This is a genomic window from Terrabacter ginsenosidimutans (assembly GCF_039539425.1).
GTDB classification, from domain to species: Bacteria; Actinomycetota; Actinomycetes; order Actinomycetales; family Dermatophilaceae; genus Terrabacter; species Terrabacter ginsenosidimutans.
The window spans coordinates 707,399-730,036 of the sequence record NZ_BAABDC010000002.1 but is presented as its reverse complement, the minus strand read 5'-3'; the positions used below and the strand labels follow the sequence as shown (position 1 = coordinate 730,036).

Below are 22,638 nucleotides of genomic sequence, written 5' to 3'. Positions count from 1 at the left end.
ACCCTGCGACGAAGCTGATGCCGTCGGGCCGCGAGCAGCACGTCCTCCGGCGTCCGGGCGAATGTACGCTCGCCGTCATCTGCGGCCCCTCGAAGGGCGTCGCGTAGCAGGGTGCTCATCAGGACACTCCTTGAAGAAGATCGTCAAGGGCGAGACCGGCGTCGTCGACGAGAACGCGCAGCTCGGCCAAGGCTCTGGACGTCTGGCTCTTGACCGTGCCCTCGCTGCAATCGAGGGCCTCGGCGGTCTCGGCCACCGACAGCTCCTCGAAGTACCGCAGCACCAGGCAGGCTCGTCGCCGGGGCGCCAGAGTCGCCAGCAGGTCCAACAGAATTCGCCGCTCGCCGAGGTCATGCGTTCCCGCGCACACGTCCTCACGGTCAGGCACGGTCGTGGCGACCTCGCGCCGCCACGGTCTCCTTCGTTGGTCAAGAAGCTTGCGGACCAGGACGCGTCGCGCGTACGGCATGAGCCGAGAGCGGACCTCGATGCGGTCCCACGCCGCATAGAGGCTGACGAGGGCATCCTGCGTCAGGTCCTCGGCCTGATGCCAGTCACGGCACATCAGGAACGCCACCTGGCGCAGCTCGCGCCGCGACACCGTCACGAACGCGAGGAACTCGGCGTCCTTGTCTCCCGACACAGCTGGTCTCACACCCTCATCACGGATCAAACCGGTCCAGGGTTGCCCCGGCCGGCAGAGAAGGTGAGTCGACAACGTGTCCACCCACCAGCGCCCCTCCCTGCGGGGCGACATCGATCACGGCGTCAGGGCGAGCAGAACGCCTTTCCGTGTCGCTGTCCGGCGCAAGGGTCAGGCGGGGTGTCGGACCGCGTAGCGGACGTAGACCACGCCGTTGGCGAATCGTCTGTGGTCAAGCAGCTCGAGGTCGAGTCGTACGCCACGAGGGAGTGCCGGCTTGCCGCCGCCGACGAGGACCGGGCACAGCAGCAGAACGCACTCGTCGACCAGGCCGTGCCGGAAGGCCTCGGCCGCGATCCCCGCGCCCCCGATGCTCAGGTCCGAGCCGGAGGTCTCCTTGAGCCGCCGTACCGCCTCGGGCTCGAACTGCCGCTCGATCCTCGTGCGCGCGGTCGACACGTCGGTCAGTGAGGTGGAGTAGACGACCTTGTCGGCGTCACGCCAGATCCCGGCGTACTCGCGAACCACCTCGGGCTCGTTCGTCAACCAGTCGTCGTCCTCCCACACGCGCATCGCCTCGTACATGCGTCGCCCGTAGAGCGACGTGCCGATGTGCCGCTCGTGCTCGTTCCAGAACGCGTGCACTTCCTCGTCTGGCACGGACCAGTCGAACGAACCAGTCTCGTCCTCGAGGAAGCCGTCGAGCGAGATGTTGGCCGCGTAGATCAACTTACTCATGAAGCCCTCCACTCAGACTCGGTCAGAGCGTGCGACGTGACAGGCACAGTCAACAGCATGGACGGCGTGATCGATGAGCCCGCCGCGAAGAGAAGGTGCCAGGGCGCAACCGCCGACGGTCCATGCCGGCGAGCTGGCTGCGGCGATGCTCGTGTGGGCCTTGCCCACTCCTCGCCGTGGTCCACCGTCAGGCAGGCGCCGTTACGGGCGTGAGCGTGACCAGCGGTGAGTGACTCACCCAGTCGTCGAGGGAGTGGGGCTGCGCGGCATACCAGGGCTGTAGGCGCCACGCCTGCTCGACGATCCGGCGCCGGGTTGCCGGCTCCACGACCTCCTCCGCGACGACATCGAGATCGACCGTCGGCTCCCGCAGGTGCAGCACCGCCTCGGGGTGCTCGCGCAGGTTGGCCAGCCAGCTCCTCGGGCTGGGCGTGCCGGTCAGAACGATCTGACCCCCGACGACGACGTACCAGATCTCGACCCGGCGCACCCGGCCGCTGCGCCGCCCGACGGTGCTCAGCTCGCACGTCCCGGTCGGCGGCAACGCGGCTGTATCCATGCGGCGGACCTGATCGGGTCAGTGAGGGAGGGCCATCGGCATCAGACCCGGCGTCGGGACGTTCAGGCCCGGCACGGTCTGCGGCGCGGCGAGCACCAGCACGCCGAGGACGAGGAGCGTGAGCGCTACCCCGTACGTGGCGGTCCGTCGCCAGGGGAGGATCTTCTCCACCGTGATGAGCACGGCGACGACGGCCATCCAGACGGGACTCATCACGCCCAGCGCGAACAGCGACGCCATTAGTGCCCAGCAGCAGCCCACGCACCAGGCACCGTTCCGCACTCCCATCCGAAGCGCCCCCGCCCATCCGTCGCGCCACGACCCGAGGAGCAGCCCGAGCGGGCTGCGGCACTTGGCCAGACAGGCTCGCTTCAGAGGTGTCAGCTCGTATGCCGCCGCCAGCAGCAGCGTCGCCCCCGTGAGCAACCGACCGGCATCGTCCCAAAGCGGCCGAGGCGTGATGCGGCCCGCGATCACGCCCATCACGAAGGCGACGACCCCGGCTGCGGTCCACGTCGCCAGGTAGCCCGTGACGAAGGCCACGGGTGTCCACCGCCCGCGACTCATCCGCGAGTACAACGCCACCGTGGGCGCCACCGACGGGAACATCATCGCTGCCATCATGACCACCCACACGGTGGTGAACCAGCCGAAGGTCCCGAGCCCGGTCCACGGCCCATCATCCATGCCGCGCATCTGCTCGATGGCCCACCACCACCCGACCGCGGCGAGTGCGACGAGAACCGCCACCAGCACCACCTGGCCCCGCACGGCGGCGTAGGCCGGACGCAGCCCGGCCTCCACCGGGTGGGCTGCCCCCACCCGAGTCGCTCCCGTCAGGCGGCCCATGAGAAGCCGGACTTCGACAGCCCCGTCTTCCCCTCGTAACGGATCCCGAAGGCGTCGATGCTCGACCGCTTCGCCTCGGCCATCGTCAGGTCCGAACCCACAGGATGGAACATCCCCGAGAACCGCACCGGCTCACCGGTGTCCACCCCGAACGGCACGACGTCCTCGACCTCGAAGTCGATGACGCTGCCGACCCGCACACGGTGGCGCAGCCCGTCATGGTCCACGGTGATGTCCGCCCGCTCGACGCCCAGCATCTCGCCGATCAAGGGCGCAAGCGCCGCCATCGGGCCGCCCAGCTGACCGCCGAACACCTGCACCAGCCGGTCGAACTGGGCATCACTGGCATGCTCGTCGACGAACACGCCCACTCGCCAGTTGCCCTCGGTCATGACCTTCGGCGTGTCCGCGATCATCGCGACCGTGCAGCCGGACACATCCGTCCCCTCCACGGCTCCCTGGCGGACGTCGAAGACCAGTGTCACCCTGCAGAAGTCGTACGTCGCCCCGTGATCGAGGGACAGGTTGCACGGGCACATCAGCTCACAGGAGCACGTCTCGACGTAGTCGCCCTCGAGATTCCACGACATCGTGCTACCCCCTTTCACCCCAAGATCGAGTGTCGCGCCGCTCCGGAAACGCGTCAACCGCCATCGACCTGCGGCGCGCGCCGAGCGCTCCGTTGGTCGATACCCCGACGCCGTCTGCCGCGTCTCCATCAGCACGGGCGGGGCCCGTCCTGTGGCCGACCAGGTGTGCAACCTCATCCAGGTCCCCTGCGGCTCGTGTGGCACAGCAACCCGCTTCGCCACCTGGCTCTGAACATCGACCCAACGTCGCCCTTCAAAGGCCGCCCCGGTCGGCCGGGACCTGCGCCCCATGGGCCGGGACCTGCGCCCCACGGGCCGGGACCTACGCCCCTCCCGACAGGCCTGAGCCGCATGTGACGCTGCGAGTGGTGGGCGAGGAGGTGGTCACCGTGAGTCGCCGGTACAGGTGGTTCCCCGCATTGGCGATGATCCTCGTTGGGTGCTCGACAGCCGACCGTGTGACAACGCCGTCTGCGGTGCCCTCATCCAGCGGGACGTCATCCACGACGTCCTCCCTTTCGCCGCCGGTGACCTACGGTCCGGCGACGTTGGTCAGTGGCACGTTGACCTTCACGGTGTCCGAGGGCACCCACACCCAAGACCCGGACGGAGTCAGTTCCCACGGCCGGCACGGCACCTTCACCGAGACGCTGACCCAGTGGGGTACGGCCCGGCTCACGAACGCCGGCGGCACGTGGACCGGTCCGTACTCGGGCATCTACACGTCGGAAACCGGGGACATGATCACTCGGTGGTGCCAGGGCTCCGGCGGTTACAAGGGGTTGACCTTCTACATGTGGCTGGTCGTGCCCAGGGCCACCGTCGACTCTGGTCCTGCTCACTGGCAAGGCCTGGTCTTCCCCGGCAACCCACCTCCCCACTGAAGTCTGTCGCCGCGACCGGGAGATACCGAGGCGTGCGGAGTGTGCCGCAGCAGCGTGGCAGGCCCGGAGTCCACAGCGTCGGTGTCCGACGCACCGGTGAGCGTGTCGTGCAGATGCGGGTGGGGTCACCGCGTGATCCTTCGAGTGAACCGACGGGAGCCGCTGCGAGAACCATGGACTACGTGCCCAGCCGCAGGGCAGGACTCTCCGCCGCCAATCTGCACAGGCCTGGGGCTGTCTCGCCTGAGGTCAAACGCTCTCGAGCGGTCGAACGTCCGCTCGTGCGAAGTGCTGAAGCGAATGTCATGGGTACATTGCCAAGATGCCCCGGCAGCCCGTTCGCCTGTTGACAGCACGGTTGTCACTACGGCAACCGGCGCAGGCTGATGCCGAAGCGATCCTCGGGATCCTGTCGCATCCGTCGGTCGTCGAGCACAACCCGTCGGATCTGGTGACGGAGCTCGAGGACGTCGAGGCACTGGTGAGGCACTGGCTGGGGCACTGGGAGCAACACGGGTTCGGAAACGGTTGCGTCTTCGAAGAGAAGACTGGTCGACTGGTCGGCAACTGCGGTGTCCGGTGGATGACGATCCGCGGAAACCGCGTACTCAATCTCATGTACCGCTTTCATCCCTCGACCTGGGGACAGGGCTACGCCACGGAAGCCGCGGCCGGCTTGTTGCAGTGGGCGCAGGAGTCGCTTCCTGCCGAGCTTGTCGTCGCCCGCATCCGCCCGACGAATCCAGCCAGTCAGAGGGTCGCCACAAAGATCGGCCTGCGACGAGACCCCGCCTTCGACGACCAGGGCGAGGATGGCGTCGACTGGGCGTTCACCTGCCGCTGGTAAGGACCGGGAGTCAGTCCATCCGCCGACGCGCTCTGTGTCGAGCTGTGCCGCCTCTGACACGGCTCCGGTTCGGTCGCACCGGCTGGTGAGTCGCCGGGCGGCTCGAAACCTTGGTCGATAGCCTCCGTGAACACCGACTTGATGGACGGGGGATGACGATGAGAGACACCGCCGCCCGGCGACGACAAGCCCTTGCTGCCGGACTCACAGCGGAGCTCGCGGGTGACCGCACAGTCGAGGTCGCCGCTGGCGACGTCGGTGGTCAGGTGCTTGCTGCGGGCCTGGTCGACGAGGTGCGCATGGACGTCGTGCCCGTCGTGTTCGGGTCCGGCAAGCGCCACTTCGGGTCGGTCCAGGCACAGCACCTGTTGGAGGATCCCGACGTGGTGATCCAGGGCAATCGAGTGCTTAACCTGCGCTATCAGGTGCACCGTCGACCGATCTGAGCGGCGGCCCCATGCGCGCCCATCCCCCGTAGGACGGTCAGCTGGCGAAGGCATGACCTTGTACGGCTAGTCCGTGCCAGGAGCCTCCACTGCCTTCTGCCACGGCCACCGGCCGGTGATCTCGAGCTCGAGGGAGAAGCTGAGAAAGGTCCGGATCGCCACGATGAGAGCGAGGACCAGCACGCTGTCCAGGGTCGGTGTCACCGCGACAGTGCGGATGATGTCGGCAGCCACGAGCAGCTCGAGGCCGAGCAGGATGGACCGACCCAGCTGCCGTCGGAACCGCCGGTAGACATTGGGCTGGTGCGTCCTGGCGCTCTGAGCAGCGCGCGCGGCTGCCACCACTGCGCCGACGACCAGCACAGCCACACCGGCCGCGTCGATGCTCTTGCCGGCCAGCTCGACCGCCTCGTTGAAGTCCACGCCGCTCCTCACTCTCTGGTCCGATTCGCACCATGCCGTTCCCCCGGGTTGACCGGCAGGAACGGAGGCCAACTCCTCCAGTCAGAATGCCGCACTCGACCTTCCCAGCGGTCAGCCACGCTTTCGCCGACGCCGATGTCCTGCGCGCCCGGGCGTTCACGACCCAGGCCAGCACCGCGTTGACCATCCTGGTGCGCCACGCCCGACATGCCGTCCTGCGTCTCAGAGCCGCAACCGCACGGCCAGCGCCATGCCTCGAGCTCCTCACGAAGATCACGGGACATCCGTCCGAGGCGCCCCGACCACTGACCCAACCGTTACCGAGTTCGCGAAACCATGCCTACCCTGTCAGCAGGTGTGGACAAACGCCTGAGCGGGCAGCAGCAACCGCCGCTCATCACTCCGGAACCAACGGAGTCGCAAATGCCCTACCGCATCCCTTTCAGCCGAATGCACGACCCAAAGCTCCATCGCGCAGCCCAGCCCGTGTCCGCCCGCGCCGACACTGATCGTGACATTCACCCGTCGTGCCCGGCGAGGCCCCCTCTCCGAACGGGGGTCCCACGGTGATCTGGCTGGGGCTGAGGTCCCTGTCCGACGGAGTCCATGTGGAGGTGGGTTACGCCACCAGCGACGCGGCTGCGGCGGCTCTGGGCGCAATCCTCTATCGCGTACGAACACCGGAGGGTCGGACGCGCGAGTTCTCCAGCACCATCGAACTCCTCGAGCACCTCGACGCGCGCTACTGCCTTGACGAGATCGAGCAGGCCGTGACGCCGAACTGCGGCTGGCCCGGACGATCGACGGTCCGACGCGCATGACCACCGGTTCCGCAGCGGCCGGCCTCGCTCGTCGTACCGTGTGACGGCTCAGGTGCCGCGGCGCGGCATCCCGACGGAGGGGTGATCGGATGACGACGTACGTGCGGGTGGACGAGGACCTCTTCGGACGGATGGGCCTCAAGTTCGTGGTGACGCCCGATGGTCAGGCGCTCGAGCTGCTTCCGGGGCAGCTCGCGGAGCCGGGCGCCGACGTCATCAGCCACGTCGGGGAACCTCGGTTCCAGGTTCGCATGAGCACCCCGGTGCTCACCGACGCTGATGTCCCGGACGTCTTGGGTCTGGCTCTGCGGCGGGTGGCCGATCGGCTGTTCGGCGTCATGCCGGACGGGACGGAAGACCCTGACGCGAGCGGCATCGTGGAGGGGGTCATGGGTCCAGCGGCTCACGACGGCGGGTTGCTTCTGAGCCTGGACACCGACGGCTTCGGCTTCAACCCGCCCATGCTCGAGACGATGACCAGGATCTTCGTCGAAGAGCTCGAGCCGCTGGCGATCCCCGTGGAGCTCTGCGCCGCGTCATGGGTTACCGACGAGATACCCCCGGCCTGGCGCAGCACCGCCGACCGGCTCGACGGGTAGCACCCCAGTCCGCTCATGCCCCCAGGCGTGCATCGCGCCGGCCCGAGAGTCGCGCGTGAACATGAGAGCATCACGGCGTGACGCAGGAGCTGAGCCGGCCGCGGGCATCGCTACCCCGGCGGATCGGCTCGAAGGTTGCGGAGCTGGTGGGTGAGGCGGTTGTAGAAGGCCTCTTCGCGGTTCTTGCGTGCTCAGTCGCTGGGGTCGTGATCGCGGGCTTCATCTGGGGGTGGAATCGCCACCCGGTGGCGACGGTCATCGCTGGTGCGGCGATGGCCTGCCTACTCGGCTACGGCGCCTGGAGCCTCTTGCCACGGGCACGACGGTCGCGTGAGCGTGGGCAGGGTCGGCGGGTTGCCATCATCGCTTCCGGCGCCTTGCTCGTGACAGCCGTGTGGCTGCTCTACGTCATCAGCTACTGCAGCTGCGCCTGAGCGGACTGCAGACAGGGGTCGGCCTCCCGCACATGTCCGGTCGAGGGAACGTCCTCGTCCGCCGCGTTGAGGACGGGAGGTCCGACCACGCCGCCGACGAGTGCCTTCAGTCCAGTGGTGGCGTGAAGTAGGCCGGACCCCGGCGCGTCACCGTGCATCCTCGGGCAGACGGCCTACCGTCGAGAAGATGGATCGTCGGACCTTCCTCACCTCCATCGCGGCAGCCGTCGCCACCGGCCTCGCCGCGTGCGGCGCCGACGCGACGCCGGGGCGGTCTCCTGGCGGCGCCGGCGCGCCCCTGTCGGGCGCGCCGCGGTTCACGCCCCCCAAGCCACTGGCCAAGGCCCCCGTTCCGTACGGAACGCTCTTCCGGCTTCCCGGCGACACGAAGACCGTCGCCCTCACGATCGACGACGGCACCAACGAAACCGTGATCGAGGGCTACGCGAAGCTGGCCCGCGACACGGGGCTGCGGCTGACGTTCTTCTGCAACGGGGTCAACTCGGGCTGGACGAGCCACGCGGACCTGCTGCGCCCGCTCCACGACGAGAACCAGATCTTCATCGCGAACCACACCTGGTCGCACCACGACCTGCTGCGGCTGTCCCCGGCCGAGGTCGCCGACCAGGTGCGTCGCAACGAGGCCTTCCTCCAGAAGACGTACGGGACGCTCGGGCGACCTTTCATGCGGCCGCCCTACGGGTCTCACGACCATGCGCTCGACGCACAGCTGGCAGACCTGGGCTATCCCGCGGTGACCATGTGGCTCGGTAGCCTGGGTGACTCGACGGTGCAGAAGCCGGCGGCCATCGTCGCGAGCGCCAAGCAGTGGATGTTGCCTGGTCACATCGTCATCGGACACGCGAACCACCTGCCCGTGACAAAGGTCTACGGGCAGCTCGTCGAGATCATCCGGGCCCGCGCCCTCCAGCCGGTGCACCTCGGGGACGTCTTCGCCGTCTGAGCCGTCACGTAGCCGCTGGCACGCGAGCCGGCGTGCCTGTGTATGCCTCCACGCTCAAACGCTGCCGGGCACGTTGCCGTTGAGGCTGGCACGCAGCCCCCATGACGTGGTAGCCGCGGTTGGAGCAACCTCGATGTCGCCGTAGGTCGTCATCGCCCACGGTCGTGTCGTCGCAGGTTCGTCAGTCGCGGACCAGCACGAGCTTGTAGTGCAGTCGCAGAACCGACGCGGACCACAGCTTCAGGTGGTGGTCGGTGCGCAGCGTTCCCTCGTCGTCGACGTAGACCGTGAACGTCTCGTGGATCGGTACACGCGCTGCATGGGTCCCAGCCTCGTCGACCACCACGTACGCGCCGTTCCTTCCGAACGGGCCTGGCGGCGAACTCAACTCAAGTCCACCGCCGTCCAGCACGCGCGGCTTCAGGAACACCTGCACGTTGCCGTGTTCGAGGGGGAAGGCCATGTCCGCCGCCTGGGCCTCAGTGTCGAGGTAGAACGACGACCGTCCCGCACTCGTCGCAACGCAGAGCTGGTGCGTCGTGATTGAAGAATCCGTCGGTCAGCAGAATCCCCGTCAAATCACCCGTCACACCCTTGCTGCCTTTGAACTTCACCCCAGGTGACCGCCCAACGATAACGCCCGAGGTGAGATCGGTATGACCGCACGAGGGACAGGCCAAAGGTCGTGTCATGCAGCGCATCCTTCCCTACTTCGAGTGCCCACTGAGTGAGCGGAGTTGCCGGGCCTTGCCATCAAGATGATCCAAGAACTGGCGCTCGACGTCATCTCGCACGAGGTAGGACTCGACTGTCTTCGAGACAGGCTCGGTCATAGCGCGGTGCTGGACTGGTTGGGCGCTCCGCTGGGCGCGATGACCCCGGCAGCGAAGTAGTCCAGGGGGATCCTGTGAAGGGCCACGGGCAGGCCGGCCTCATGGAAGTAGGCCAGCGCCATCGCGGGATACCCGTGCGCGGCCGGCGTCCTGGCGTCCATCTCAGTGGTAGATCCTGCTCGTCCCATAGCGCGGGTGTCCCACCGATGCCGCGACACGCCGTCACTCCGTGAACGCGCCGCTGTCAGCGGGCGTCTCCATCTCAGAGGCCCGCACGGGGCCCGAAGGAGGAAGAGTCATGCACAACCGCCTCATCGCGGCCACCGGAGCCGCCCTTGTCATCATGGCCATCAGCGGCGCAGCGCCGGCACTGGCGAGCGGCAACCCGAGCGGCACCGGCCCGCCCAGCCAGTCGTGTCAGGACATCGAGGCCGCCGGCGGGACGACACCCGGGAACGCCGCCAGGTCACCAGGCTCGCCCTTCAACGAACCCGGAATCAACTCACAGAACGGGGGAATCGGCGGTCAGCACTACAGCGAGCGATCACAGTACGACGTCGCCTGCTACCACGTGTCCCAGCACTAGCGAGCCGGCACTCCGGGAACGACACGCCTCGCCCCAGCGCAGAATGCCATTCGCTGAGGAGACGTTGACCGCTACGCCGCGTTGAGGACGGGACGTCCGGCCAGGCCGCGCTCAGGATGCGGGCCTGGGAGTCTGCGGCGGGCCGATGACGACCCGCGAAACATCTCCGTTCCCCGCGTCCTCCGTGCCCTCGACCCTGGTGACGGTTGGGCGTAGAGGGCACCGCTACTTCGAGCAGAGCGATCCCTTCTTGGGCCTTCCTGCCCGACCCAGGTCTCGCCTTGGCAGCGACGAGGAGTCCAGGTAGGCGCTTCAAACCAGCGGCGAGGCGGCGCGAATGCGGTCGCCGGGTCGCCGACGCGCAGTGATCCCGGTGAGCGACAGACGTACACCCGTGCACGAGCGCACCGCTCTGCAAAGCTCAGCGGAGAACATCCAGGACCTGCATCTGAATGCCGTTGGCGTAGACCTGGTGCTCGAGGAGGCGTAGTCGTTGGGCGGCGATGTCCGCGTCGCTGAACAGTGACTTGCCAGCGCCAAGCAGTACCGGGAACACCAGCAGGTGGTACCGGTCGATCAGGCCAGCCTCCTGCAGCGCCCGGTTGAGCGTGGCGCTCCCGTGCACGAGCAGCGGGTCGCCGTCGGTCTCCTTGAGCTTGGCTACCTCGTCGAGCGAGCGGAGGACAGTCGTGTCCCCCCAGTCATCGACGAGGTCGTCGTTTCCGAGGGTGGTGGAGACGACGTACTTGCGCAGGGTCTTGTAGCGGGCGAACTCCGCCATGCCGGGCCACACCGGCGCGAACAGCTGGTAGCTGCGGCGCCCCAGCAGCAGGGCGGCCGCCTCCTCTTGCTCGCGGCCCTTGAGCTCGTAGGCCTCGGGCAGGAAGTCGACGGTCTTGAAGGTCCACTGGGTGTCGCGCAGACCTGGGTCGCCGCCGATGGGGTCGAGCTTCCCGTCGAGCGAGACGAATGAGGTGGAGATCAGGGTGCGCATTGACGTTCTCCTTCACAGTTGGTGTTGGCGCTTCCGTCACCACGTCGAATGGCGGCAGGCGGATTCGACATCCCGCCCAGATGTGGCTGCATCAGGCGCAGCGCCGACGCAACCCGCTTGGCATGCTCGGCCTTCACGCCACAGGTTGTCCCTGACGCCACCGACGCAGGTCCACATCTGGCGCGCCGAGGACGGCTGCGCCCGTCCGAGGGATCGTCGGGGGGACCTGAACGTCTCGCGTGACAGCGGGCCAGCAGACGCCATCACTCATGACTTGCTTCGCGGACCACACCCGTGACGGCCGACGACTCGCGAACTCGACCTTTCTGTCCGTCATTCCTTCCAGGAGCGAGGGCCGAGCGGAGCGCCTCCTTGTCGCATCTGCCAGGTCGCCATCAGCTCCTGATGGCCACAGCGCTGGCAGACGAGCATGTGTTTGTCCCCGGGCTTGTGGCGGTACATGTGGCCCAAGACCCAGCACGGGAAGTTCCTCAAGCGCATACTCGATCGTCCACCTTGCCGCGCCTGAGCGGTTTGGGTTTCGGCATTCCGCGGCATGTCGGGGCGACAGTCTGGAGGAATGCCTCGAAGTGCCCGGGGGCCCTTGACGGGATGCGTGCGCGGTGCGCTTGATGGATGGAAACCCGACCCTGAGGAGGAGAGATGACCGCTTCGGAGAACAAGGCAGAGGCCCAAGCCGGGTATGCGGCTTTCGGTGCAGGGGACATGGAAGGCGCCATGCGGAACATGGCGGAGGACATCGAGTGGGTCGTGCCCGGGGACAGCGCGATCAGCGGCGTCTACCGAGGCAAGGACGAGGTGGGGCGCTACTTCACGACGCTGGCCAGCAAGTCCTTCAGGACGGAGCCTCAGCACTTCATCGCCGAGGGCGACCATGTTGTCGTCCTGACCCGGGTGACGGCGGACGGACAGTCTGCGGACCAGGTCGACGTGGCGACGTTCGGATCCGACGGCAAACTCATCAAGTTCCAGGTAGCGGGTGACACCGCCTTGCAGGAACGCATCTGGGGCAAGAAGTAGCGCGCTCGACGAGAAGTAGCCCGGCCGGCCGCTGCGCGAGATCGTCCAGCGCGCAACGGGTGTGGGGAGTGGGCCTCTGACGGCAGTGACCTTCGCCAAAGCGTCACATGGCGGTGGACCGTATGCCGGCGCCGCTCCCGGACGCATCGTTTGGCAGTGGGCCCCGGAGTCGTTTGACTGAAGCGCGCTTCACCCATTCGGCGGAACCTCTCCTGTATGCAGCCGCTTCCTCCACCGAGCGTCGTCCTGGGACTGCTCAACCGCGAGTCAGCCAGCGATGACACGACCGTCGCACTGTTGCTGCGGCGAGCCGCTGAAGCCGCACGCCACCACACTCGCGGGGCCGGATTCACCGCTGACGGGTCCGGGGTGGAGGCCGAGATCGCCGAAGTCCTCGTCGAGAGCGTGCGCAGAGCGCTGATGAACCCGGAGCTGTCCCTCGTGGGGGACGGAGACGCCTTCTGCCTCCGACCGGGCAGCTTCGCCGACTGGAGCTATACCGAATACGCCGTTCTTGAGCGCTACCGCACCGGACCTCTTCCAGCCGCCAGCGCGCCCTGATCCGTAGCTGGCCCCCCCGGCTGTCCACGGTCCGCTGGCTGCCCCTTGCCACCTTTTCGGACCTCATGGCAGTTGCTTGACCCAAGCCGGTGGCTGGGCCTTCCTCCTACGTTTCAGCTATCGGGAGCCGATCCAGCGACACGGCACCGAGAACTTCGGCCTACACCCCTAGGGAGATCTCATGCATCAGAGCGCGACGAACATCGGCAAGCTTCAGCCGCAGCTCTACCAGACGACCATTTCCATGAGTGAGCAGGCGGGGGCGGCTGCCGTCGACAGCGGGCTGGCCCCGGCGTTCGTGGAGATGTTGCGGATCAGGGTCTCCCAGCTCAATGGGTGCGGCTTCTGCCTGCGCATGCATACCCACGACGCCCTGGCGAAGGGTGAGACCTTCGAGCGGATCGCGGTGCTGCCGGCATGGCGCGAGACTGAGTACTTCGACGACCTCGAGCGTGATTCGCTGGCCTTGGCCGAGCGAGTGACGGCCATCAGCGGCTCGCCGCAGGCCGAGCAGCTGGAGCCGGTATCGGTACTGTCGCCGGCCCAGGCGAGCGCTGTCGCGTGGGTTGCCATCGTGATCAACGCGTTCAACCGGATCGCCATCACCAGCCACTACCGGATTGCCCCGCCCGCGTGAGAAGGACGCGTGTTCAAGCCTCTTCCCGCGTCTGGAGATACCCGTGGAGCTGGTTGCGCGACGTGATGCCGAGCTTGGGGAAGATGCGGTAGAGGTGCGAGGCGACGGTCCGGTGCGAGAGGTAGAGCTGCTGGCCGATGTCACGGTTGGACAGGCCGGTCGCGGCGAGCTGGGCGATCTGCCACTCCTGCGGCGAGAGCTCAGCCTGTGGTTCGGGCATGTCCAGCGCCCTCCGGACCCCGCCTGCGCGCAGCTCGCGCGCAGCCCGGTCGGCCCACCCCCGAGCGTTCAAGGCCTGGAAGGTGTACAGGGCGGACTGCAGGTGGGGTCGCGATGCCGCCACCTGCCGACGACGCCGCAACCAGCTGCCGCGGGCCAGATCGAGCCGGGCTCGGTACCACGGCGATGAGGTCGTACCGAGGGCGTACGCCTGGGCGAAGTTCCCCTCTGCGTCCTCGTCGTTCGCGAGCAGGGCTCGCGCGTAACGCACCGCGCGCACCACGCTGGGTGACGGGACGTCCGACAGCTCGCCCTCCAAAGCGTGGAGTATGCCGCGGGCGTCGTCGGTCTGGCCGCTGGCGAGCGCCGCTTCGGCGAGGTAGTCCACCGCCCAGGCCCGTTGCGTCCGGTGGAAGGCCGGGTCGCTGCGCACCATCATCCGGCGCAGGTGGGCGTAGGCCTCTGCGGGCCGCTCGCGGCCGAGCTCGGCGAGGCCGCGGGAGAGCAGCACACCGTTGAGCAGCGCCCCGTTCCCGGTGAGGACGGCGACACGTTCGGCGTCCTCGAGCACGGTGTGCGCCTGCTCCGAGTCGCCGCACAGCGCAGCGAGGTTGGCCTGACCGAGGACTGCGCAGGCGAACCACACGGGCTGCTCGGTCTCCTCCGCGAGGCGACGGGCCTCGTCTGCGGCGATGCGGGTGACGTCCCAGCGGCCGGTGTACATCGCGGCGAAGGTCTGGAAGACGAGGACCTGCGCCAGGGAGCCGAGGCGACCCTGCCGTCGCAGCTCGGTGAGCGCCGGGGCACAGAAGGCCAGCACCCGGTCGAAGTCGGCGGTGACGAATGCGGCCCGGGCGAGGCTGCCCAGCTGGACGGCGCTCACCGCCTGCTGGCCGGCCCACCATGCCACGGCCTCGAGGACCTGGCCGTGCCGGTCGAAGTCCCCGGCGACCGCGATGGTGGCGAGGTGGCGCGGATCTCGGGGGTCGAGGGGCAGGCTGTCCGCGGTGCTGACCAGCAGGTCCCGGACCGCCGAGCCGGGGTCGCCCCACCAGCACCGGGTGGCCGCCCCGTGGAGCAGGTGGATGGCGAGGTCCGGGTCCGAGCGGTCCCGCGCCGAGGCTGCGGATGTGACGAGGCGCCGGACGCCGTCGGCGTCGCCGGGAGTGCCGTCGTCGAACGCGCCCTCGAGCCAGCTGAGCCGGGCCCGCTCCTCCGCGCCGAGCTCGAGCGACTGCGCCTCGTCCATGAGGCGGCGCACCGTGGTGGGTCGGCCGAGCTCGAAGGCGACCTCCGCTGCCCGGAGCAGGCGTTGGGAACGAAGGACGTCGTCCACCGAGAGTTCCGCGGCGCGCTCGAGCCACTGCGCTCCCGTCCCGGGCGCACCCCGTGCGATGGCGCGCGAGGCGGCTGCGTCCAGGGCCTGCGCGATCTGTTCGTCGGGACGAGACGCCGCGCAGGCCCGGTGCCACACCGACCTGTCCGGGTCGGCCGCCACCACCTTCGCCAGCGCTGCGTGCGCAGCAGCGCGGTCGGCGACCGGGGTCGCCAGCCAGACTGCCGAGCGCACCAGCGGGTGCCGGAAGGCGATGACGCTGCCGTCGCTGGTCACGAGCCCCGCGTCGACAGCGGGAGCGACGTCGCCGTGCGACACGGTGTCTCCTGTCCTCAGGGTCACCGCTGCGGCAGCCTCGGACAGCAGGTTGCTGTCGTTGACGGCAACGATGCTCAGCAGCGTGCGTGCCGGGGTGCTGAGGTGGTCGAGACGGGCGGCGAAGCTCATCTCGAGCCGCTGAGTGAGCGGGACGCGATCCCGCATCTGGTGGCCGTCGGTGACACGGTCGGTGTGCAGGGCTCGTGGAAGCTCGAGCAGCGCCAACGGGTTTCCCTCCGCCTGCCGCAGGACCGCCTCCTCGACGGTGCGGGGCAGACCTGGCTGGTGGAGGTGCACCAGCCGGCGGGCCTCGTCCCGGTCGAGCGTGCGGAGGTGTCGCAGCGCGATACCGGTGTCGGGGACCGCTGCCGCCGCCTCGATCGCAGCGTTGGGGCGCGTGCTCAGCAGCAGAGCAGCCCGCTCGGTGCGCAACCGCCGGGCGATGAACGCGATGACGTCGCGGCTGGGCTGGTCCACGGCGTGCGCGTCGTCGACCGCCAGGAGGAGTGGTTGACGGGCTGCTGCCTCCATCACCAGCTCCAGGCCGGCCAGCGCGACGAAGAACGGCTCGACGGGATCGCGGGACCGGACCAGCCCGAAGGCCCGTGACAGCGCCTCGCGATGGGCCTGCGCAAGCCCGTCGGCGGCGGCGAGGATCGGATGCACCAGGTCGAAGAGGACGGCGAAAGAGAGATGGCGTTCGGCCTCGGAGCCTCTTCCCTGGAGCACTTGCAGCCCGCGGTCGTGGGCTGCGGCAACACCCGCCTGCAGGAGCGCGGTCTTCCCGATGCCCGGGTCGCCCATCAGGATCAGCGTGCCGCCGCCGCCCACGCGGGCGTCCCGGTCCGAGGTGGATGTCCTGTCGGCAGGGACGAATCCCTCCAGCAGGCGCGTGATGGCCCGCAGCTCGTCGTCGCGCCCGATCAGGGATGAAGCAGTCGTGCCGTCCACAAGGTTCACCGCCCTCGCTTCTTGGCGCTGACCCGTCACCGCCCCTGACCGCAGTGCGGTCATGCGGTCCGAGTCTTCCACCGGGGCGACCGATGTCAACGACGTGTCCAACCTCCTCAGTCACGGTTGACCTCGGCGGAGCAGGCGCAGCGACACCACGGGGAACACGGTGACGGAGACAAGGCCTGCCGCCACCAGCGCCGCATAGTTCTCCGGCGGGATGAGGCCCAGGTGCACGCCCAGGAGACCGGCGACGACCGGGATGCTGAGCGAGGTCGCGTGCAGCAGACCAGCCGCGACGACCTGGGTCAGGTGCGAGGCCCACGGCCGCAGGACCATGGCCGGTAGGCCTCGAGCCAGCACCAGACCGCCGAGGAACAGCGGCACCTTGGCAACCGTGGCCGGACTGGAGACCAGGGCGTGCACGTCCAGCGCCATCCCGGTCGACACGAAGAAGAAGGGGACGAAGACCCCGTAACCCGCCCCTTCCAGCTTGACTCGGAAGAGGTGATGGGTCCCCACCGGGTCGTGGTCCACGGCCCTCACGGTGGCGCCGGCCAAGAAGGCCCCGAGGATGACCTCAAGGCCGAACCGTGCTGCGATGGCGGCGTAGGCGACGAGCAGCGCGAAGGCTGCACGAACGCGGATCTGCGACGTAGTCTCCTGCAGCTCCCGCAGTGTCTGGCTCAGGCGCTTCCACCGCTCGATGCCGAGCAGGGCAACCAGAGCGGCCAGCGCGAAGACGACGAAGAGGACCAGCATCGCCGCTCGGGAGCCGACGTCGTGCTCGGACTCCGAGAAGAGCAGCGACAGCAGGACGATGGGTGCCAGTTCGGCCACCGATGCGCCGGTCACGATGAGCTGCCCGAAGTCCGAGTCCGCCTCGCCGGCATCGGCCAGGACCGGAAGGAGGATACCGAGGCTGGTCGCGGACAGGACGACCGCCACAAAGACCGGCGAACGGACGAGACCCACTGCGGCCAGGGCGAATCCGACACCGAGGGCCAGGATGAACGAGGCCGCCCAGCCGGTCACCGTGACGGCAAGAAGTCGTCGCGGCAGCCTGCCAAGGTCGATGTCGAGGCCTGCGAGGAGCAGGACGAAGCCAAGCCCGATGATGGACAGGACCTGCACCGCCGGGTCCGTCCGAGCCCATCCCAGCACCTGTGGACCCACCACGATCCCGATGACGATCTCGAGGACGGACTCGGGCACGGTCACCCGGCACAGCCGCGCGGCGACCGGCACCAGCACTGCCACTGCCGCGACCAGCGCGGCCGAGGTGAGGGAGAGCATGGCGTCCTCCTCGCCCTGGCCGGACCGGTCCGACCGGCGTGCTCACGCCCGCCAGTAGTTGTTGGCTGCCGCGATGGTCGCGAACTCGACGGCGACGACGTGTCCCGCGCGCATCAGGGCTTGGGGGTCCGTCGCGTACTGCGGGCGACCGGCGACGAGGACGTCGAGGTCGGGTTGGATGTTGTGGATGGTGTGCCGCGCGATGGCAAGGGCGAGCGCTCGGCCCTCCTCGGCGGTCGCGGTGATGAGCGTGCCTCCAGGCACGAGGGTGAGCTCGGAGTCCGGTACTCGGTTCATGGCGGGGCTGCCTTTCGGGGGTGGTGGTCGGTGGGGTGGGCGTTTGTCAGAGGCCGTGCTTGTCGAGCCAGACCAGGACGGCATCCGCGACCTCGGTCCAGCCGTGGTCGATGGTCAGGGAGTGGCCGCGGTCCTCGAACTCGAGCAGCTCGGTCACCGCGCTGGAGTGGCGGTACTGCTTGAGGGTCGCCGTGGTGATCGCCTCGGGAACAGTGCGGTCCTGGCCCCCCATGACGAGCAGCAGCGGCCCCCGGTGGTCATTGTGGGTGTTGACCGCCGCGGGCGAGTGGAGGGAGAAGTTGGCGGCGGCGGCCTCGAACAGGGGCCGGCCGGGTGCGGGGATCGCCCACTGGTCGTGGAGCTGGTCCGACTCCCCCGGTGTGACGGCGTTGCCGAACCCGTACCGGAACTGCTCGGGCGTCAGCGAGACCGCGCGGTGCTTGTTGGCGGGGTTCCGGAACACGGGCAGGGTGGAGTGCAGCGCAGACAGCGGAAGCGGAAGCACACCCTTGATCTGGGCCGCGTCGATCGCCACCGCCGCTGCTGCCAGGTCCAGCCCGAGGAGCTTCTCGGCGATCATGCCGCCGAAGGAGTGACCGACGAGGATGGGCGCGGCCGGGAGGGATGCGAGGGCCGCGGTGTAGTGCTCGATCACGTCGTCGATGCCGTGGTCGGCGATCGTCTCGGGGTGGGCGCGCGCCTCGAGGACGGTGTCGGGAACGCCGGGCCAGCCGGGAGCCGAGGCCTCGTAGCCGGCGCGCTGGAAGTGCTCGACCCACGGGTTCCAGGACGTGGCGTGGAGCCACAGTCCGTGGATGAAGACGACAGGGTTGGGCTTGACGCTCATGATGCTGCCTTTCGCAGGAGTGCCGGTTGGGCTGGTGTGGTCGCTCGCGTCGCCGCAGGCGCGGTGCGTTCCTGGCGGCCCCGTCCGAGGAAGCTGATGCCCCAGTGGAAGAGGACGAGCAGGCGGTTCTTGAAGCAGACGAGATAGAGCAGGTGCACGCTGAGCCAGAGGAGCCAGGCGAGCGTCCCGGACAGGCGCAGCGGCCCGATGCTCGCCACTGCGCGGAAGCGCGAGATGGTCGCGAGGTTGCCCTTGTCCCGGTAGCGGAAGGCGGGCTCGGTGGGACGTCCCTCGACCTTGGCGATGATCTGCCGGGCGGCGAAACGCCCTGACTGGATGGCGACCTGCGCCACCGCGGGGACGGGTAGATGCATCATGTCGCCGATGACGAAGACCTCCGGATGTCCGCGCAGGGTGCAGTCGGCCAGCACGTCGAGCTGACCCGCACGGTTGCGCGGAGTGCCGGTCGCCTCGGCCAGGAGGCCTCCGAGCGGTGAGGCCCGCACCCCCGCGGCCCAGACCTTGGTCCTCGCCTCGATACGTTCGGTGCCAGTGGCGCTGCGCACGGTCACGCCCAGCTCGTCGACATCCACGACGGGCGTGTTGAGCCGGACCTCCACCCCCAGACGTTCGAGGTCGCCAAGGGTCCGCCGTGACAGGGTCGGCCCGAACGTGGACAGGACCTTCGGTCCGGCCTCGATGAGCACGACCCGGGCACTCGCCGGGTCGAAGCTGCGGAAGTTGAGGTGGAGGCTGCGACGGGAGAGCTCGATGAGCTGGCCGGCCATCTCCACCCCTGTGGGCCCGGCGCCCACGACGACGAAGGTCAGCCACGGCATACGCTCGGCTGGATCTTCGAGGAGCTCGGCCGTCTCGAACGCGCCGTAGATGGCACCGCGGATGGCCAGCGCGTCGTCGATCGACTTCATCCCCGGCGCGTACTCGGCGAACTGCGGGCTGCCGAAGTAGGAGTGCGTCGACCCGGCCGCCATGACGAGGCTGTCCCAGGGCGTCACTGTCGTCTGCTCTCCGCTGCGGGAGGTGACCAGCCGGGCGTCGAGGTCGACGTCGGTGACCTCGCCGAGAATGACTCGCGCGTTCTGCTGGCGTCGCAGCACCTCTCGCGTCGGGGGTGTGATCTCTCCCTCCGAGAGGATCCCGGTCGCCACCTGGTAGAGCAGTGGCTGGAAGAGGTGGTGAGGCGTCCGGTCGATGAGCGTGACGGACACGCCGTCGTGGTCCATCGCCCGAGTGGCCGTGAGTCCTCCGAATCCGGATCCGATGACCACCACCCGATGGCGTGTGTTCGACGTGCCTGCTGAGGTTGTGCGCCGGTGGTCCAGCCAGCGTGCGACTCTTCTTCGACTGTCCCGCGAGACGAGACTCACGATGACCTCCTGATGGTCGTGGCTTGTGTCGTGCAGCGGCCAGACCCCGTGCCGGCTTCTGGTGTGCCCGCTCCTGGCCGCTCGTCCCGACGTTAGGCAGGGGACGACGACGGGCGCTTGGGTCACCTGACTGCCCCGAGCTCCCGATGTCGCCGAGGTGGGCGACCGGATCACTCATGCGGGCAGGGCAATTCGCCATAGGTACGACGTTGCGCCGCTCCGCAGTCAGATGACTCAAGCCGTCGCGTCCGACCCGGGCCTACGTTCGCTGCCAGCGGGCGACCCGACCCGCCCGACACCCTTTGGAGGACACCATGACGCGACCATCGACCGTGCTGCCGACCGACGAGCCGAGGCGGCGCAGACAGACGATCCTGACACTGGTGCTGCTGCTGGCGGCGCTGCTGGCGGGCGTGGCCCAGAGCTCCTCACGCGCGGCCGGGGTCGCCAGCGCGGCGGCCCGAACGGACCGGGCGGCCACCGGTACCGGGTGGGACGCCATCGGGCGCCCGTCCGCCACCGACGCGGGTACGACGCGCGGCACCGGCGCCGGCAGCACCAGGCCGACCGTCGTCCTCGTCCACGGGGCGTTCGCCGACTCCAGCGGCTGGAGCCAGACCGTCGGGCAGCTCACCGACGACGGCTACCCCGTCGTCGCCGTCGCCAACCCGCTGCGCGGCCTCACCGCCGACGCCAACTACGTCCGCTCGTTCCTGCAGACCGTCCCGGGGCCCATCGTGCTCGTCGGCCACTCCTACGGCGGCGCCGTCATCACCAACGCCGCCCGAGGCGTGTCGAACGTACGCGCCCTGGTGTACGTCGGCGCGTTCGTCCCCGACGCCGGCGAGAGCATCGCCACGGCCGCCGACCCGGTCCGCTTCCCCGGATCACTGCTCGGCCCGGACACGACCGTCGTGCGCCCCGTCGCCAACCCCGCAGCGCCCGACGGGCAGGACGTCGACATCTACATCTCCCTCGAGAAGTTCCGGCAGGTCTTTGCCGCGGATGTCTCAGCGCAGCGTGCCGACGCCATGGCCCGGACCCAGCGCCCGCTCACGGCGACGGCGAACTTCGAGCCGTCCGGAGAGCCCGCATGGAAGACCATCCCGAGCTGGGACCTGGTGACCACGGCCGACAACGCCATCCCCCCAGCAGCCCAGCAGGCCATGGCCGCGCGCGCCGGCGCCCACGTCACCACGGTCGTCTCGGCACACGACGTCATGGTGTCCCACCCCGCAGCCGTCACCAAGATCATCGAACAGGCCGCTCGCGCAGTCTCCTGACACCGCGCCCCACGCGTCAGCCGTTCTGGGCCCACAGGTCATGCGGCCGAGATGAGACCCGCAGCGGACATCCGCAGATCCCCGGGCACCACCTCATCTCGGACGAGGTCTCCGCACCCATTGTCCGGTTCGCGAACCATGCCTATCCTGTTAGCAGGTGTGGACAAACGCCTGAGCGGCCAGACGTGATCCGCTCATCGCTCCGGGAACCGACGGAGTCGCGAATGCCCACTGCCTCCCTTTCAGCCGAGTGCGCTGCCCAACCGCGCCATGGCGAAGCCCACCCCGTGTCGGCCCGCGCTGGCAGCGGTCCTGACGTTGACGGCGCGTGTCCGGTGAGGTCTTCACTCCGAGCGGGATCCTCATGGTGATGTGGCTGGGGCTGAGGACCCTGTCCGACGGAGTCCGTGTGGAAGTGGGCTATGCCACCAGCGACGGTGCGGCAGCGGCTCTCGGCGCACACATCTACCGCGTACGAACGCCCGACGGTCCGACGCGCGAGTTCTCCAGCACCATCGAACTGCTCGACTACCTCTGCGCGAGCTACGACCTCGACGAGATCCAGCACGGCAAACCTCAAGTGCGGCTGGCCCCGACAATCGACGGTGCGACGCGCATGACCAGCAGTTCCGCAGCGGCCGGCCTCCCAGGGGCCGAGTCAGCCTTCCCCCGACGGCCTTCAGAGCCAGAGGGGCACCGGCCGGCCGCCTGGGGAGCAGGCGCTCAGCGTCCACGTCTCCAACCTGCTCAGAGAGACCGGCACCACGAGCCGGATTGAGCTGGCCACTGTCGATGGTCGGCGCGTCGGGCTGGTACTGGTCCAGGTCCAGGTCCAGGAGCGCGCCTATGAGGTCGTCGCCATCAGCACCAGCGCGCGGCGGCGTGGCATCGGGCGGGTGCTGATGGAGCGCTGCTTCGCCCAGGCGCGAGCTACAGGGTGCCGACGGGTGTGGCTCGTGACCACGAACAACAACATCGCCGCCATCGCCTTCCACCAGCGCTTGGGCATGGATCGGTGCGCGCTGCATCGGTACGCCCTGCGAATGTCGAGGCAGCTCAAACCGACGATCCCCGTGCGCGACGCCGCCGGCGTGCGGATCGACCACGAACTCGAGTTCCAGCTGCTCCTGGAGACGTGAGCCCTTCGCCAACGCACAGCGGCGGACGAGGGCGAACTCCCGGAATCCCCCGTCCATCCGCCGCCAGTCGAACAACGTCAAGCCTGCAGATACCGGCGTTGCGGGACGTTTCACC

The 22,638-nt window shown here is 68.7% G+C and carries 25 protein-coding genes and 1 pseudogene; 12 read left to right on the top strand and 14 right to left on the bottom strand.

Annotation, left to right across the window (positions count from 1 at the left end; all coding sequences use genetic code 11):
- Positions 1–118 precede the first annotated feature (118 nt).
- From ABD831_RS09440 to ABD831_RS09420, 5 genes are all read right to left on the bottom strand, one after another.
- Positions 119–727, bottom strand: coding sequence for a SigE family RNA polymerase sigma factor (locus ABD831_RS09440; RefSeq protein WP_344944864.1), 609 nt, complete (start codon positions 725–727; stop codon positions 119–121).
- An 87-nt stretch (positions 728–814) separates the two neighbouring features.
- Positions 815–1,381: a dihydrofolate reductase family protein gene (locus ABD831_RS09435; protein ID WP_344944861.1), complete on the bottom strand. Its 567-nt coding sequence runs from the start codon at positions 1,379–1,381 to the stop codon at positions 815–817.
- 187 nt (positions 1,382–1,568) lie between these two features.
- A complete protein-coding gene (locus ABD831_RS09430; RefSeq protein WP_344944857.1) occupies positions 1,569–1,940 on the bottom strand; it encodes a nitroreductase/quinone reductase family protein in 372 nt (123 codons plus the stop codon).
- 18 nt (positions 1,941–1,958) lie between these two features.
- Complete coding sequence (locus ABD831_RS09425) at positions 1,959–2,762, bottom strand: DUF2182 domain-containing protein (RefSeq protein WP_344944854.1); 804 nt, start codon at positions 2,760–2,762, stop codon at positions 1,959–1,961.
- Between the two features lie 14 nt (positions 2,763–2,776).
- Complete coding sequence (locus ABD831_RS09420; RefSeq protein WP_344944850.1) at positions 2,777–3,556, bottom strand: DUF1326 domain-containing protein; 780 nt, start codon at positions 3,554–3,556, stop codon at positions 2,777–2,779.
- A gap of 1,029 nt (positions 3,557–4,585) precedes the next feature.
- On the opposite strand from ABD831_RS09420, the gene ABD831_RS09415 reads away from it, so the two are divergent.
- Both ABD831_RS09415 and ABD831_RS09410 read left to right on the top strand, forming a co-directional pair.
- A complete protein-coding gene (locus tag ABD831_RS09415) occupies positions 4,586–5,110 on the top strand; it encodes a GNAT family N-acetyltransferase (protein ID WP_344944846.1) in 525 nt (174 codons plus the stop codon).
- A 209-nt stretch (positions 5,111–5,319) separates the two neighbouring features.
- A pseudogene (locus ABD831_RS09410) lies at positions 5,320–5,556 on the top strand (dihydrofolate reductase family protein); the annotation flags it as partial.
- Between the two features lie 66 nt (positions 5,557–5,622).
- On the opposite strand, the gene ABD831_RS09405 reads toward ABD831_RS09410, so the two are convergent.
- The gene (locus ABD831_RS09405) at positions 5,623–5,979 is read right to left on the bottom strand and encodes a DUF1622 domain-containing protein (RefSeq protein WP_344944843.1); all 357 of its coding nucleotides are present in this window, start codon (positions 5,977–5,979) and stop codon (positions 5,623–5,625) included.
- 614 nt (positions 5,980–6,593) lie between these two features.
- On the opposite strand from ABD831_RS09405, the gene ABD831_RS09400 reads away from it, so the two are divergent.
- The 4 genes from ABD831_RS09400 (at position 6,594) to ABD831_RS09385 (ending at position 8,797) form a co-directional block, all read left to right on the top strand.
- On the top strand, positions 6,594–6,800 hold the full coding sequence (locus ABD831_RS09400; RefSeq protein ID WP_344944840.1) for a hypothetical protein: 207 nt from the start codon (positions 6,594–6,596) through the stop codon (positions 6,798–6,800).
- A gap of 89 nt (positions 6,801–6,889) precedes the next feature.
- Positions 6,890–7,399, top strand: coding sequence for a hypothetical protein (locus ABD831_RS09395; RefSeq protein ID WP_344944837.1), 510 nt, complete (start codon positions 6,890–6,892; stop codon positions 7,397–7,399).
- A gap of 77 nt (positions 7,400–7,476) precedes the next feature.
- The gene (locus ABD831_RS09390) at positions 7,477–7,833 is read left to right on the top strand and encodes a hypothetical protein (protein WP_344944834.1); all 357 of its coding nucleotides are present in this window, start codon (positions 7,477–7,479) and stop codon (positions 7,831–7,833) included.
- Between the two features lie 187 nt (positions 7,834–8,020).
- A complete protein-coding gene (locus ABD831_RS09385) occupies positions 8,021–8,797 on the top strand; it encodes a polysaccharide deacetylase family protein (RefSeq protein ID WP_344944831.1) in 777 nt (258 codons plus the stop codon).
- A gap of 181 nt (positions 8,798–8,978) precedes the next feature.
- Here ABD831_RS09385 and ABD831_RS09380 read toward each other — a convergent pair whose 3' ends face one another.
- Together ABD831_RS09380 and ABD831_RS09375 are read right to left on the bottom strand one after the other, a co-directional pair.
- Positions 8,979–9,260: a hypothetical protein gene (locus ABD831_RS09380; RefSeq protein ID WP_344944828.1), complete on the bottom strand. Its 282-nt coding sequence runs from the start codon at positions 9,258–9,260 to the stop codon at positions 8,979–8,981.
- Between the two features lie 366 nt (positions 9,261–9,626).
- Positions 9,627–9,791: a hypothetical protein gene (locus ABD831_RS09375; RefSeq protein WP_344944825.1), complete on the bottom strand. Its 165-nt coding sequence runs from the start codon at positions 9,789–9,791 to the stop codon at positions 9,627–9,629.
- Positions 9,792–9,928: 137 nt separating this feature from the next.
- On the opposite strand from ABD831_RS09375, the gene ABD831_RS09370 reads away from it, so the two are divergent.
- On the top strand, positions 9,929–10,216 hold the full coding sequence (locus ABD831_RS09370; protein WP_344944823.1) for a hypothetical protein: 288 nt from the start codon (positions 9,929–9,931) through the stop codon (positions 10,214–10,216).
- Between the two features lie 421 nt (positions 10,217–10,637).
- On the opposite strand, the gene ABD831_RS09365 is transcribed toward ABD831_RS09370, so the two are convergent.
- The gene (locus ABD831_RS09365; protein WP_344944819.1) at positions 10,638–11,210 is read right to left on the bottom strand and encodes a dihydrofolate reductase family protein; all 573 of its coding nucleotides are present in this window, start codon (positions 11,208–11,210) and stop codon (positions 10,638–10,640) included.
- A gap of 663 nt (positions 11,211–11,873) precedes the next feature.
- Between ABD831_RS09365 and ABD831_RS09360 the strand changes: the two genes are divergently transcribed.
- From ABD831_RS09360 to ABD831_RS09350, 3 genes are all read left to right on the top strand, one after another.
- Entirely contained in the window at positions 11,874–12,251 is a 378-nt protein-coding gene (locus tag ABD831_RS09360; protein ID WP_344944817.1) for a nuclear transport factor 2 family protein, read from the top strand.
- A gap of 216 nt (positions 12,252–12,467) precedes the next feature.
- Positions 12,468–12,812 carry a hypothetical protein gene (locus ABD831_RS09355; protein WP_344944814.1) on the top strand — a complete coding sequence of 115 codons (345 nt, stop codon included), beginning with the start codon at positions 12,468–12,470 and terminating at the stop codon, positions 12,810–12,812.
- Between the two features lie 181 nt (positions 12,813–12,993).
- On the top strand, positions 12,994–13,449 hold the full coding sequence (locus tag ABD831_RS09350; protein WP_344944811.1) for a carboxymuconolactone decarboxylase family protein: 456 nt from the start codon (positions 12,994–12,996) through the stop codon (positions 13,447–13,449).
- Between the two features lie 13 nt (positions 13,450–13,462).
- Here the strand turns inward: ABD831_RS09350 and ABD831_RS09345 are convergent, their stop codons facing one another.
- From ABD831_RS09345 to ABD831_RS09325, 5 genes are all read right to left on the bottom strand, one after another.
- Positions 13,463–16,282, bottom strand: a complete 2,820-nt coding sequence (locus ABD831_RS09345) for a LuxR C-terminal-related transcriptional regulator (RefSeq protein ID WP_344944808.1) — start codon at positions 16,280–16,282, stop codon at positions 13,463–13,465.
- Between the two features lie 111 nt (positions 16,283–16,393).
- Positions 16,394–17,569 (bottom strand): cation:proton antiporter, encoded by a 1,176-nt coding sequence (locus tag ABD831_RS09340; RefSeq protein ID WP_344944805.1) that lies wholly within the window; start codon positions 17,567–17,569, stop codon positions 16,394–16,396.
- A gap of 42 nt (positions 17,570–17,611) precedes the next feature.
- Positions 17,612–17,866 carry a hexameric tyrosine-coordinated heme protein gene (locus ABD831_RS09335; RefSeq protein ID WP_344944802.1) on the bottom strand — a complete coding sequence of 85 codons (255 nt, stop codon included), beginning with the start codon at positions 17,864–17,866 and terminating at the stop codon, positions 17,612–17,614.
- Positions 17,867–17,912: 46 nt separating this feature from the next.
- Positions 17,913–18,713 (bottom strand): alpha/beta hydrolase, encoded by an 801-nt coding sequence (locus ABD831_RS09330; protein ID WP_344944799.1) that lies wholly within the window; start codon positions 18,711–18,713, stop codon positions 17,913–17,915.
- Positions 18,710–20,002, bottom strand: a complete 1,293-nt coding sequence (locus ABD831_RS09325) for an NAD(P)/FAD-dependent oxidoreductase (RefSeq protein WP_344945398.1) — start codon at positions 20,000–20,002, stop codon at positions 18,710–18,712. Before ABD831_RS09325 ends, ABD831_RS09330 begins: the two co-directional genes overlap by 4 nt.
- A 413-nt stretch (positions 20,003–20,415) precedes the next feature.
- On the opposite strand from ABD831_RS09325, the gene ABD831_RS09320 reads away from it, so the two are divergent.
- Together ABD831_RS09320 and ABD831_RS09315 are read left to right on the top strand one after the other, a co-directional pair.
- Positions 20,416–21,384 (top strand): alpha/beta hydrolase, encoded by a 969-nt coding sequence (locus ABD831_RS09320; protein WP_344944796.1) that lies wholly within the window; start codon positions 20,416–20,418, stop codon positions 21,382–21,384.
- Between the two features lie 743 nt (positions 21,385–22,127).
- The gene (locus ABD831_RS09315; RefSeq protein ID WP_344945396.1) at positions 22,128–22,523 is read left to right on the top strand and encodes a GNAT family N-acetyltransferase; all 396 of its coding nucleotides are present in this window, start codon (positions 22,128–22,130) and stop codon (positions 22,521–22,523) included.
- Positions 22,524–22,638: the final 115 nt, after the last annotated feature.